We start from the raw sequence: 13,639 nt of genomic DNA, 5'->3' as shown, positions 1-13,639 counted from the left end.
TAAGCATTTAAAGAATACTTTAAGAAGGTTGAATAATTTTATAAAGCTTATCAGACAATCTTGTTCTGAAAGGAACTTCAAAAGTGATTTGATCTCCGGAATTTGCAGTTTCCACCTGAACACCATTTGCAAACAAATCAGCAATTACAATCTCCTGTTCCCCAGTTGTAGGACCAGAAATAAGCACTTTATCTCCAACAGAAAGATTTTTGTTACTCAGTATAAACTGTGCAACTTTTGCATTTTTAAAATAATGTTCAGATTTTCCGATAAGAACTTTTTTCTGTTTGATTTTTTGGCGGACATCGTTCGAGATTGCTTTAGCTAAAGGCTGATTCGAAAGATTCCCGGATTTTTTATATACCAATGAATCCGATTTTCCTTTTCTGAAAACTTTATTACCTACCTGCTTACCTTTTCTGAGTTTTTTCTGCTCCTCTGCCGGCAAATGTATAATTTCTAAGCATTCGGTAGAGCAACAGTTTTCCATGGCTGCTTTACAATCGTCACACTGAATAAAAAGAAGATGACACGCATCGTTTGCACAGTTGGTATGATTATCACACGGTTTACCGCACTGATGACATTGAGAAATAATATCATCGGTAATTCTTTCTCCCAAACGGTGGTCGAATACAAAGTTTTTACCAATAAATTTACTTGGGATATTGTCTTCTTTTATCTGTCGTGTATATTCTATAATTCCTCCTTCAAGCTGATATACATTTTTGAATCCTTGATGCTTGAAATAAGCACTTGCTTTCTCACAACGAATTCCTCCGGTGCAGTACATCAAAAGATTTTTATCTTCTTTGTAATCCTGAAGCTGTTCGTTTATAATAGGTAAACTTTCTCTGAAATTTTCTACATCCGGAGTAATAGCTCCTTCAAAATGCCCTACTTCACTTTCATAATGATTTCGGAAATCTACTACAATAGTATTCGGGTCATCCAAAAGCTGATTAAACTCTTTGGCTTTAAGGTGAATTCCTTTGTTGGTAACATCAAAAGTCTCGTCATTAAGACCATCTGCTACAATTTTATTTCTAACTTTAATGGTAAGTTTAAGGAAAGAATGATCGTCTTGCTCTACAGCAACATTCAGACGAATACCTTTCATGAAATCATATTCTTCCAGCGTATCACGAAAAGCCTCAAAATTATCCGCAGGCACACTCATTTGAGCATTAATGCCTTCATGAGCAACATAAATACGTCCAAGAGCATCTAATTCATTCCAGGCTATAAATAAATCGTCGCGAAATTTTTTAGGATTTTCAATTTTGGCATACGCATAGAAAGACAGTGTAAGACGTTCCTGACCGGCTTCGTCGATAAGTTTAGCTCTTTCTTCTGCGCTTAAGGTGTTGTACAGTTGCATGCTATAAACTTTTTAAGTGAGAAAAATTTTTGCAAATATAAGGTTTTTATAAATTTATAGAAGCAGAACTAAAATATATCATCTTTCTAGGCTACATAATGTCATATTAAAACATATTATCGGTATGACATTCTGTCTTTAATTATTTTTTAAGCAGTGTTAAACGTAAGGCAGAATTACGACTTAAACTGTAAATTGATATAATTGTCGTTAAATTTTAGTTAAAATTGAAACAGTTAAGAATAATTAAATACCTATTTAGCATTAAATTTGTTTAAGAATAAAAAATAAAAACAACTAGAAGACAATGAAGAGTACATTTAAAAAACTATTACCATTTGCTGTCGTTGGCGTAATCTCAGGAGCAACTACAGTCGGCGTACAACAATACATTGGTCACGATTCAACTACTTCTGACCAATCATACTTCACAAAATCTACCAATGCTTCCTTCGTGGGAATGAACACAGCCGGAGTAGGCGACGATTTCGTGAAAGCAGCAAAAACCACTGTTCCTGCAGTAGTAACTATTAAAAATTATCAGACGAGAGCTTCGAGCAGGGCTTCCGAACAGGATATTTTCGATTTTTTCTTTGGAGATCCTTTTGGTGGCGGAAGAAACCAAAGACAGAGACCTCAGCAACAAGCACCGGAAAATATGCCATCTGGTCTAGGTTCGGGAGTAATTATCTCTCCTGATGGTTATATTATTTCGAACAACCACGTTGTTGCGGGAGCCAATAAACTTGAAGTCGTTTTAAGCAATAAAAAATCTTACATTGCTACTTTGGTGGGTACAGATCCAAATACAGACATTTCTTTATTAAAGATTGAGGAAAAAGGACTTCCTTACCTCAACTTTGCCAATTCAGACAATGTTGAAGTTGGGCAATGGGTATTAGCAGTTGGGAATCCACTTGGTTTGAATTCCACCGTAACTGCCGGAATTATTTCTGCAAAAGGACGAGGAATAGGAATCTTAAGCGGACAAGGCAAAGCAACCAACCCTATTGAAAGTTTTATACAGACCGATGCAGCTATTAACCCAGGAAACTCCGGCGGAGCTTTAGTTAACGTAAATGGTGATTTAATCGGAATTAATTCTGCAATATCCTCTACAAATGGTTATTATCAAGGGTACGGATTTGCGGTTCCGGCTAATCTGGCAAGAAAAATTATCGAAGACATTAAGAAATTCGGAATTGTACAAAGAGGTTTCTTAGGAGTTTCTTCTATGGATTTATCTAACGACCAGTTGGTTGCAGCATACAACAGAGAAAATAAAACCAATATAAAATCCGGTTCTGGAGTGTATGTAACTGGCTTCTCTGAAAATAGCGGTGCACAGGATGCAGGACTTAAAAAAGGAGATGTAATTACCAAAGTAGATGGTTCAGACATTACTGATTTTGCAGATTTATCGGTTGCCATCGGGAGTAAAAGACCTGGAGATAAAGTACAGGTATCATTTACCAGAAATGGAAAAGACAATGTTGCCACTGTTACACTAAGAGATCAGAAAGGAGGAACTTCTACCAGAACCAAAGCAGATTTGAGCGTTAGCGAAAAAATTGGTGCCGAATTTGAACCTCTTAACGACAAATTTAAAACAGAATATGGTCTTAATAGTGGTGTCGTTTCTAAAAACGTTACAGAAGGAAGCGAGATGGCAAAAATTGGTATTGTAGATGATTATATCATCATAGAAATCAACGGAAAGCCTGTAAATTCCCAGAAAGATGTAGAAAAAATCCTTGATGGTTACAAAGGAAACGTTCAGGTAAAATTTGTAGACAACTACGGAAGAATTTACACTAAAGGGTTTAAAATGCCTTAAAAACATTCATTTTACAATTATAAATAAAAGGCTGTCTTACTTAGGACAGCCTTTTTTATGTTATAAAAACTTTTTCAAAAACTTTGAATCTGTATGAATAAAGAGAGCTTTGTTAATTCAGTAGATAGTATAAATCTGGATTGAATTTATTAATAAAACTCAGAATAAAGATGAATTAAGTACCTGAAATCTACTGGTAAAATTATTACTGCTTAAAGTTTGAATTTTTCAATAAGCTACAAACTTATTTACAATACTCTACACTCATCGTTCATATTCAAAAAAGTTTTTCATAATGAACAAAAAAAAGACTGCCATAAAATAGCAGTCTTTTTTTATAAATCATTTATTATTTCTTTCTCTGTTGGTCCTGAGCTTTTTGTTGAGCCTGTGCATTCTCCATCATTTCTCTCATTCTTTTCTGGAACTTACCTTCTTTTTTAGGCTGAGCTTTATTCGCCTGAATCTGAGCATGAATTTTCTTTTCATCTAAGATTACATATTTTATAACAAGAATAATTAAAATATTAATCGCATTCGATACAAAATAATACCAGGACAAACCGGAAGCAGAAGTATTAAGGAAAAATAAGAATGTAATTGGGAAAATGTACATAATTACTTTCATATTCGGCATTCCTTCCTGTTGTGGCTGTTGCATGTTCCCGGAAGTCATTACCGTGTAAATTAAGATAACAACGGTACACGCTATTGCAAAAATACTTAAGTGATCTCCTAAAAAAGGAATTTTGAAAGGCAGTTTAATTAAATCATCATAAGCTGTTAAATCTTTTGCAAACCAAAAGCCCTGTCCTCTCAAATCAATAAAATTCGGGAAGAAACGGAATAATGCATAGAAAATAGGAATCTGCACCAACGCAGGAAGACATCCCGCCATTTGATTCACACCCGCTTTTCGATAGATTTCCATGGTAGCTTGTTGCTTTTTCATAGGATCTGCATCTTTGAATTTGGCATTAGCTTCATCAATTTCCGGACGAATAACTTTCATCATTGCACTCAGCTTATGCTGTTTGTACATAATAGGTGACAAAATTAATTTTACGATAATCGTCATTAAGAAAATCACCCAACCTGCTGCAATTCCCCAAGATGCAATAAAGTTATACATCGGGATAAAAAACCCTCTGTTCATCCAGCCAATAAACGACCAACCCAAAGGTAAAATTTCATCAAAATTCTTATCATAAGATTTTAGCAATGGTAAATCTAACGGTATAAAATACCATGTAAAGTCTTGATTAAGCTCACTTCCATTCATAGGAACGAAACCTTCGAAATTCAGCTTTTTAAGATATTCGCCTTCTTCGATAGCATCCTGATTTCCTTTACTTTGCGTGAAACCACTTTTAGACTCAATAACTGAAGAGAAAAACTGTTGTTTTACACCAATCCAATTAAGGGTTTCATCTTTTTCATCCATCGTGCTTCTTCCATCGTAATCGTAATCTTTATAATTATTAAAAGCATAAGAAAACTCGGAGTGAGACTGTTCTTGTGCTCTACCTTTTTCTAAGTTTCTAACATTATAATCCCAGATAAAATCTGCTTTATTGTCGGAAGAAACATTGGCAAGCCCCTGAGATTTCACTTTAAAATCTAAAGCATACTGATCTTTAAGTTCTCCCGTAGTATTAATGGTATAAATAAACTGGATAGCAGCACCATTATAGTTTGCGGTTAAAGTAACCGAATTACCATTTACCACTGGGGTAAAAACTAAATCTTTTGTATTAACCGTTTTTCCTGTTTTATCTTTGAACTGAAACCCGTAATTGGAATTATTTTTATCGATAAGATACAGCGGAAGGTCTGCTTTATCTGTTTTATGATCGTAAGCTTTGTATTTCAGGAGTTCAACTTTGGAAACCTGACCTCCCAAACTCGAAAATTCTAACTTCAGCTCCTTGTTGGCAAGCGTAGCAGTCTGAATAGAGTTGGGCGTTACATTTGGATTGATATTCGTTGCCTGAGTAGGCTTTGCAGCATTTTGCGCCTGTTCTGTTTTCTGTTTTCCAGCATTTAAAGCTTCTTTTTTTTGCTCATCTTTCTGGAAGTAAAACATAAATCCGAAAAGAACTAAACATAAAACCGCAAAACTGATAATCTGACTTTTATCGAGTCCGTTGTTCTGTTGCATTTTATTTTTATTAAAATTTTTAAATTTAATGAAGTAGCAAATCTGCTCCTTTTTAGAATCGACAAAAATACTGTTTTTTTATCAAAACTCTATACTATAATATGTTGGTATATAATAAACTCAGGCTGAGAATAATCAGTCTGAGTTTATTATATGACGTTTACAATTCAGAAATTACTTTAATTTTCAAATTCTACCGGTTTTATGCCTAAGATTTTGCTGAACTGTAAGTTGTTATCATTATTTTAGTTATTTTGATGTACAGGCTTTAATAAATGCCTTAAACAAAGGATGCGGAGTTGCTACTGTACTTTTGTATTCCGGGTGATACTGTACTCCAACGTAAAAAGGATGATTCGGCATTTCTAAAGCTTCTACCAAACCAGTTTCCGGGTTTGTTCCTGTGGCTAAGAATCCGTTTTTTTCAAATTCATCCATATATTCGCTGTTGAATTCGTATCTATGGCGGTGTCTTTCGCTGATATTTTCCGAACCGTAGATATCGTTTAATGCTGAACCTTTTTTCAAAGAACATTTCCAGGCTCCAAGACGCATAGTTCCGCCTTTTTCTACAACATTTTTCTGTTCTTCCATTAAAGAAATAACCGGATGTTCGGTAGAAGTATCAAATTCCATAGAATTGGCTTTAGAATATCCTAAAACATTTCTCGCAAATTCAATAGTCATAATCTGCATACCCAAACAAATCCCCAACATCGGAATTTTATTTTCTCTTGCATATTGTGCAGTAAGAACTTTACCTTCAATACCTCTGTCTCCAAATCCCGGAGCTACCAATATACCCGAAACGCCGTCTAAAGCTTCTTTAATATTTTCTTTCGTTAAATCGCCACTGTAAACCCATCTTACTTTTACTTCAGTTTCCAAATTGGCTCCTGCATGTTTAAAAGCTTCAGCAATAGAAATGTAAGAATCCTGAAGAGAAACATATTTACCAACTAATGCTATTTCGATAGATTTTTTAGGATTCTGAAATTTTTTCAAGAAAGATTTCCAGTTTTTAAGGTCTGCTTCTTTATCGCTTTTAAGATCTAATTCTTTAAGAACTACATCATCAAAATTTTGTTTTTGAAGGTACATAGGAACTTCATAGATAGTATCCAAATCCTTACATTCAATTACATTGTCCAAAGGAACATTACAGAACTGAGCCAGTTTTGCCCTTTGATCTTTAGGAATTGTATGTTCTGTACGGCAAACCAAAACATCTGCCATAATTCCGCTTTCCATCAACTGACGAACAGAATGCTGAGAAGGTTTCGTTTTCAGTTCTCCACTTGATGCCAAATACGGTAATAATGTTAAATGAATCACCATTGAGTTGTTTTCACCCAATTCCCATTTTAACTGACGTACCGTTTCTATGTATGGCAAAGATTCTATATCTCCAACAGTTCCACCGATTTCAGTAATAATGATATCGTAATTCTGTTTAGATAAAATCTTGATTCTTCGCTTGATTTCGTTGGTAATATGAGGAATTACCTGAACCGTTTTTCCCAGAAAATCTCCTTTTCTCTCTTTTTCTATTACAGTCTGATAGATTTTTCCGGTAGTAACATTGTTATTCTGAGAAGTTGGCGAATCGAGATAACGCTCATAATGACCTAAATCCAGATCTGTCTCCGCACCATCTTCGGTTACATAACATTCACCGTGCTCATAAGGATTCAAAGTTCCCGGATCAATATTGATATAAGGATCAAGCTTTTGAATAGTTACACTGAAGCCACGCGATTTTAGTAGTAGACCAAGAGAAGCAGAAACGATTCCCTTTCCCAAAGATGAAGTTACACCTCCTGTCACAAAGATGTACTTTGTATTCTTTTTACTCATTAGATTAGGTTTGTGCAAAGTTATGGGAAAAAGAAATGCAAAGCAATTTATTTTGAAATCCATAATCTGTTGGACAACAAAAAAAAGCTTCCCGAAACCGAGAAGCTTTCACCTAAACCAAATTATATATGAAAATTATTGTTTAACCAATTCAAAATATGCATTTACCTCAACATCTTTTGCAATACCTGCTCCTGTTGGGTCGTATTTAATGTTATAATCTAAACGATTAACTGTAAATTTTGCCTGTACTCCTGCAATTTCTTTACCTTGCTGGTTTTTAGCAACACCACCAAAAGTAACAGGTATGCTGATGTCTTTAGTAACATCTTTAATCGTTAATTTACCTTTAAGAGTATAAGACTTATTTTTTCCAACTACGACAGAAACACCTTCAAACTTCATTTCAGGAAATTTTTCTGCGTCAAAAAAATCAGCACTTTTTAAGTGCTTATCTCTCATCTCAACTCCTGTGTTTATAGATTGTGTATTTACAGAAAAGTTAAATTGAGCACGATCTAAATTTGCCCCTGGAGTAACAACACTTCCTTCAAACTTATCGAATCTACCTTGTACAAAGCTAATACCCATGTGTTTGATATTGAAATTAACAGAAGAGTGCATTGGGTCTACAGACCATGTTGTTTGTGCAAAAGTGAACATGCTTACTAAAGCAAAAACAAAACTTAATACGATTTTTTTCATTTTTTTAAAATTTTATAGTGCAAATTTACTTCTAACAGCATTCTAAAACATTGATCTATGATAAGTATATTTTTTATTTTCATTTCTATGAAATATACAAATCTTTTCCCAGATTCCTGAACCAAGAAACTTGATATATTTCACCCTACAAACCTTCTGATTTCCAAAACAATTAAAGAAATTTCACTTTATATTGACTAATTTTGTTAGAGAAAAAAAATCAAATAAACAACTATGAAAGCAGCAAGATGGTACGCCGCAAAAGATGTACGTGTAGAAGAAACAGCCGAACCCGTTGTAGGCACAAAACAAATTAAGATTGAAGTAAAATTTGCAGGAATTTGTGGTTCAGATTTACATGAATATGTACACGGACCCAATCTTATCCCTTCAACAGAACCTTATCCTTTAAACAATCATTTTGGAGTAACCACTTTAGGACACGAATTTTCCGGCGTAGTTACCGAAGTTTCAGAAGACTCTCAAACCGACATTAAGCCTGGAGACAGAGTGGTTGTAGAGCCTATATTTAAAAATCCGAAAAGCCCTTTTGTAAACAGTGGAGAATACAATCTTTCTGAACCTCTGGGATTTGTAGGTTTAAGTGCCAACGGAGGTTTTGCTCCTTTTGTTGTTGTAGAAGATTATATGGTACACAAAATCCCAGACAGCATGACTTTCGAACAGGGAGCATTGGTAGAACCTGCAGCTGTTGCTGTATATTCTGTTATGCAAAGCGGACTGAAAATGGGTGAAAGCTGCGCAATTTTCGGAGCTGGTCCTATTGGTCTTTTGTGTCTGCAAGCTGCAATGGCTGCCGGAGCTGGAAAAACTTTTGTTATTGATGTTTCAGAGAAAAGACTTCAGAAAGCAAAAGAACTTGGAGCCGATTACATTATTAACGGTTTAGATACCGATATCCCCGAACAAATCCGCAAAATAACAGGATTGGGTGTAGACCGTGTTATTGATGCTGCAGGTGTACAGTCTACTTTTACTAACGGAATGAAAGCCTTAAGAAATGGTGGAACCAACTTATTGGTGGCTTTATTTGGAAAACCGGTAACCTTTGATGCTTTCGATGCAGTTTGTCTAGAAAAAACAGTGAAAGGCGTCATTGCCTATCGAAATATTTTTCCACAGGTCATTCAGCTTATCGATTCTAAAAAAATGGATGTAGAAAAACTGGTAACACGCAAAATTACCTTAGACAATATCGTAAATGACGGATTTGAAGCTCTGATTAAAGATCCTTCCGAAGTAAAAATCCTTATTGATATAGCCAATAGCTAAAAACTTTCATAGATAATTCTGCAAACCACCTCTTACATTTGTCTTTCAAATAGAGGTGGTTTTTTATTATATACCAATAAATTTCATCATTTAAAATGTTTTATCTGAAGAATAATTTCCAAAATACCCAACATTATATCTGTAAAATTTTTACCTTCTAAAAATTAGAAAATGTAAAAAAAAATCTTCAATTTCGCAAAATGGCAAAACTTAAAACAGCATATTTCTGTCAGAATTGTGGTTCGCAATATCCGCAATGGTCGGGGCAATGCAAAAACTGCGGAGAATGGAATACTTTAGTGGAAGAAATTGTAGAAAAAACCTCATCCAAAACTCCCCCATTTTCCAAATCGAAGCAGCATGTTATTAACATTATCGAAGTTGAAGCAGTAGAAGAACCTAGAATAAAAACTCCTTCCGATGAGCTCAACCGTGTTCTAGGAGGCGGAATTGTTCTTGGATCGGTTACTTTAATCGGCGGCGAACCAGGAATTGGGAAATCTACCCTTTTATTGCAGCTTGCACTCAAAATGAAGAAAAAAATATTCTATGTTTCGGGAGAAGAAAGTGCTTCGCAAATAAAAATGAGAGCAGACCGTTTGGCAGAAATTAAAAATCCCAACTGTTTTCTTTTTACGGAAACCAATCTTGAAAAAATTCTGCATGAAGCCAAAAAACTGGAGCCTGATTTTGTCATTATCGACTCTATACAAACCTTACAGTCCCAATTAATTGAAAGTTCACCCGGAACAGTTTCACAAATCCGAGAATGCTCCAACGAAATTATTAAATACGCCAAAGAAAACAATGTCCCTGTATTTCTGGTTGGTCACATCACCAAAGACGGTCAAATTGCCGGTCCGAAAGTTTTAGAACACATGGTAGACGTAGTTCTGAACTTCGATGGCGACAGAAACCATCTTTTCAGACTGTTAAGAGCTAATAAAAACCGTTTCGGATCTACCTCGGAAATTGGTATTTACGAAATGATTTCTCAAGGTCTGAAAGAAATAAAAAATCCTTCTGAAATTTTAATCACCAAAAAATTTGAAGAACTTTCCGGAAATTCGGTTGCGGTAACTTTAGAAGGAAACAGACCGATGCTGCTAGAAATTCAGGCTTTGGTAAGCAGTGCCGTTTACGGAACTCCGCAAAGAAGCTGCACAGGTTTCGATTCTAAAAGGCTTAATATGCTTCTTGCAGTTCTGGAAAAGAGAGCAGGCTTTCAATTGGGTGCAAAAGATGTATTCTTAAACATTACCGGAGGTATAAAAACAGACGATCCCGCATTAGATTTAGCAGTTGTAGCATCCATTTTATCGAGCAATGAAGATATTGCTATTTCCGAACAGTTCTGTTTTGCCGGAGAAATTGGGCTAAGCGGAGAAATTCGTCCTGTGGCTCAGGTAGAACAAAGAATTACAGAAGCTGAAAAATTAGGCTATGAAAAAATTTTTGTGTCTAACCTTAATAAAATTCCTAAAAGAAAATTCGGAATTAAGATTGAAGAAGTAAGCAAAGTGGAAGATTTTCACGAAAGACTTTTTTAAAGGAATTTGAATTTTTGCTGAAAGATAACAAAATCGAAAATTAACAAACTGATTACTTATTTCATCATCACTTATCTATATATTTGTCATTCAATAATTTTCAATTCAAACAATGAAGAATAACATTACTTTTTTGATGCTTTTTTGCAGCATCATTATGTTTTCCCAAAACAAAATATTCCAAAACAATATCGGTGAAAACAGCCTAAATCCTAATCAGAAGATTGATAAAAAGCTTTCTGAAACTTACCTTTCAACCAAATATTATATACAGTCTTCTTTCGATATAAAGTCTGATCTTACAATAATTTTACCTTCCAACAGAGAAATTCAGGCTGAATTTTCAAGAAGTTTTAAATATAGCAATGGCAGCGAATCTTCCATTTTTACTGTACAAAACGAACCAAATTCTGAATTGGTTCTGTCTAAAGCAGGAAATGCCATAACCGGGATGTATGCTTCTTCGTTGGGAGAAAAAATTATTTTTCATCAGTTAGAAAACAATCTTTTTGCTGTTTCTAAAGTGAGTGAAGCTTCATTTATTCAAAAAGATTCTAATGGAGTTGATTTTGTTATGCCCACTTCGGGGATTTCCCAAAAAGTGAATTCAAATGTATGTTTAGATGCTACACCCGTTTGTCCATCTACCACAATTGATGTTCTCATTGTGTATACAACCGATGCAAAGAATGTTTGGGGTGGCGTTTCACAAAGTAACTCTTTTGCAGCAACAGCAATTACCAATTTTAATATCGCTTTAAATAATTCCGGAGTTACCAATACATTCATCAATCTTGTTTATTCTGGAGAAATCATTTATGCAGAATCTGGAGATTTGTCTATAGATTTAGCTAATTTCAGAAATAATGGTGATGGCCAACTAGATGATGTTCATACATTAAGAACTACTTACGGTGCAGATCTTTGTGCCTTAGTTACATCTACCCCTACAAATACCTGCGGATTAGGTTATCTTAATACCAATCCTACCAACTATTCTTCCAATATAGCTTTTTCTGTTTCGTTAGTCAACTGTGTGGTAAGCAACTACAGTCTTTCTCACGAAATGGGACATAATATGGGTCTCAGACACGATTGGTATGTAGATACAAGCACTACTCCGTGCAGCAATTATCATGGCTACAGCAATCAAACCGCTATTACGGGAGGAACATCCAGCACTCCTTCCCAAAGATGGAGAACCATAATGGCTTATAATAACGAATGTGCAAACAGCGGAATTAGCTGTACAAGAGTCAACAAATGGGCGAACCCAGCAGTAAATTACAACTCCGAACCTACAGGTATTGCGGTAGGAAATCCAAACCCTTCCAATGAAGCAGTAGGTTTTTCTAAATTTGCCTGTGTTGTTTCACAGTTTATGCCGACAGCCAATTTGGGAACTTTTGAAGTTGGAAATAAGGATGTAAAAGATTTTAGCATTTTCCCTAATCCCGCCAAGGATGAAATTAATATCTGGATTAAAAATGATGAGTCTTATATTTTTAAAGTCATTAATGTTTTGGGGCAAACTGTGGCTTCGAGCAACCATAAAACCATCAATCTAAGAGGTTTACCTTCTGGAGAATATTTTCTGAATGTTTACAACGATAAAAACACCTTTGTAGCAAGCAAAAAGTTTATTATAAAATAATTTTTGTTTGAAAATAAACCAAAAACCTTTATCTTAGTCTGTAAGATAAAGGTTTTTGCTTTTTACAAATCAACATCAATACATGAATTTTCTTGCCCATTCTTTTCTAACCTTTAATGACGGACAAATTGTCGGGCAGTTTCTCGAAGATTTTATCCGTAATAAAGAGCGGTTTAATTTTCCAAAAGACATTCAGGACGGCATTACTCTCCACAGAGCTATAGATACTTTTACTGATGCGCATCCTGCCATTCATGAAGCTAAAAAAGTATTCAGTCCTTTGGTAAGATTATACGCAGGAGCATTTGTAGATGTTTCTATGGACTATTTCTTGGCTACCGACTTCAAATTACATTCTTTGAACGGCTGGAAAAAGCATTCTCTAAACGTATACCGCGTACTTAACGAGAATTTACATTACTTTCCTGAAACTTTTAAAAGAATGCTGACTAAAATGGAACAAGACGACTGGCTTTTTAACTACCGTGAAGATTGGGGAATTAAGTTCAGTATTCAGAATGTGTTGAATAAAGCTAAGTATTTGGAAAAAGACATCCCTGTTTTCGAGGCTTTTTTAGACAATAAAAATATCCTGCAAAATTGCTACAACGAATTTTTTCCGGATCTTTTAGCACATGCAAAGGTAGAGAATGCATTGCTGCAACTTCAAAAATAAAATTTAAAATTGCTGAAATACGTATCTGTTGGGATAAGTCAATTTTTCACTTTTACGGCTTCCATTTACGATGATATGAACCAAATTGATCTGATCATCGAATAAATTATACAAAAAGCTTACTGCGGCCTCAACTTTTTTGGGGCTTTCTGTTTTCTCAGATTCAAGATAGATATTTACAGATTCGCTGTCTTCTTCGTAACCGATATAATTCACCTTCAAAAACTGATTATTATTTCTAAGTTTAAAATAATCTAAACTGTAATTTTTAATTGCCTCATCGAGCTGACTTTTATATTTCGCATCATTAAAATGAAGAGATTTGCCATATTTTTTAGACAAAGCATTTTCCAGATCATCCAGAAAAAATCTCCCGGTAACCTCAAAAGATTTGGATTTAGAATTATAATTAACCTCAACCGAGCCAACATGATACGGATGTTTGGATTTTGTAAAAGAGAACAAAAATAAAAGCGGAAGCAAAAAAACAAAAAACTTTTTCATAAGTAGAATACGGTTGCCGTT

Annotated in this window: 10 protein-coding genes; 5 read left to right on the top strand and 5 right to left on the bottom strand. The window is 34.8% G+C overall.

Annotated features, from left to right (window positions below; genetic code table 11):
• Window positions 1-19: 19 nt before the first annotated feature.
• Window positions 20-1,381 carry an oxygen-dependent tRNA uridine(34) hydroxylase TrhO gene (gene trhO, locus MTP08_RS01245; protein ID WP_243576738.1) on the bottom strand — a complete coding sequence of 454 codons (1,362 nt, stop codon included), beginning with the start codon at window positions 1,379-1,381 and terminating at the stop codon, window positions 20-22.
• A gap of 307 nt (window positions 1,382-1,688) precedes the next feature.
• Between trhO and MTP08_RS01240 the strand changes: the two genes are divergently transcribed.
• Window positions 1,689-3,218, top strand: a complete 1,530-nt coding sequence (locus MTP08_RS01240; RefSeq protein WP_243576737.1) for a trypsin-like peptidase domain-containing protein — start codon at window positions 1,689-1,691, stop codon at window positions 3,216-3,218.
• 349 nt (window positions 3,219-3,567) lie between these two features.
• On the opposite strand, the gene yidC is transcribed toward MTP08_RS01240, so the two are convergent.
• The 3 genes from yidC to MTP08_RS01225 all read right to left on the bottom strand — a co-directional run bounded on the left by yidC (window position 3,568) and on the right by MTP08_RS01225 (window position 7,941).
• Window positions 3,568-5,379 (bottom strand): membrane protein insertase YidC, encoded by a 1,812-nt coding sequence (gene yidC, locus MTP08_RS01235; protein ID WP_243576736.1) that lies wholly within the window; start codon window positions 5,377-5,379, stop codon window positions 3,568-3,570.
• A gap of 249 nt (window positions 5,380-5,628) precedes the next feature.
• Window positions 5,629-7,236 carry a CTP synthase gene (locus tag MTP08_RS01230; protein WP_243576735.1) on the bottom strand — a complete coding sequence of 536 codons (1,608 nt, stop codon included), beginning with the start codon at window positions 7,234-7,236 and terminating at the stop codon, window positions 5,629-5,631.
• Window positions 7,237-7,371: 135 nt separating this feature from the next.
• Window positions 7,372-7,941, bottom strand: coding sequence for a YceI family protein (locus MTP08_RS01225; RefSeq protein WP_243576734.1), 570 nt, complete (start codon window positions 7,939-7,941; stop codon window positions 7,372-7,374).
• 234 nt (window positions 7,942-8,175) lie between these two features.
• Here MTP08_RS01225 and MTP08_RS01220 point away from each other — a divergent pair, with 234 nt between their 5' ends.
• The 4 genes from MTP08_RS01220 to MTP08_RS01205 all read left to right on the top strand — a co-directional run bounded on the left by MTP08_RS01220 (window position 8,176) and on the right by MTP08_RS01205 (window position 13,114).
• On the top strand, window positions 8,176-9,234 hold the full coding sequence (locus tag MTP08_RS01220; RefSeq protein WP_243576733.1) for a 2,3-butanediol dehydrogenase: 1,059 nt from the start codon (window positions 8,176-8,178) through the stop codon (window positions 9,232-9,234).
• Between the two features lie 200 nt (window positions 9,235-9,434).
• Window positions 9,435-10,784, top strand: a complete 1,350-nt coding sequence (gene radA / locus MTP08_RS01215; protein WP_243576732.1) for a DNA repair protein RadA — start codon at window positions 9,435-9,437, stop codon at window positions 10,782-10,784.
• A gap of 112 nt (window positions 10,785-10,896) precedes the next feature.
• Window positions 10,897-12,438 carry a zinc-dependent metalloprotease gene (locus tag MTP08_RS01210; RefSeq protein ID WP_243576731.1) on the top strand — a complete coding sequence of 514 codons (1,542 nt, stop codon included), beginning with the start codon at window positions 10,897-10,899 and terminating at the stop codon, window positions 12,436-12,438.
• Window positions 12,439-12,520: 82 nt separating this feature from the next.
• The gene (locus MTP08_RS01205; RefSeq protein WP_243576730.1) at window positions 12,521-13,114 is read left to right on the top strand and encodes an acyl carrier protein phosphodiesterase; all 594 of its coding nucleotides are present in this window, start codon (window positions 12,521-12,523) and stop codon (window positions 13,112-13,114) included.
• Between the two features lie 3 nt (window positions 13,115-13,117).
• Here MTP08_RS01205 and MTP08_RS01200 read toward each other — a convergent pair whose 3' ends face one another.
• Window positions 13,118-13,618 carry a DUF6702 family protein gene (locus MTP08_RS01200; protein ID WP_243576729.1) on the bottom strand — a complete coding sequence of 167 codons (501 nt, stop codon included), beginning with the start codon at window positions 13,616-13,618 and terminating at the stop codon, window positions 13,118-13,120.
• Between the last annotated feature and the right edge of the window lie 21 nt (window positions 13,619-13,639).

Source organism: Chryseobacterium oryzae, assembly GCF_022811665.1.
In the GTDB taxonomy this organism is placed as follows: Bacteria; Bacteroidota; Bacteroidia; order Flavobacteriales; family Weeksellaceae; genus Chryseobacterium; species Chryseobacterium oryzae.
The sequence above is the reverse complement of the archived record's forward strand: the minus strand, read 5'-3'. Positions and strand labels throughout refer to the sequence as shown.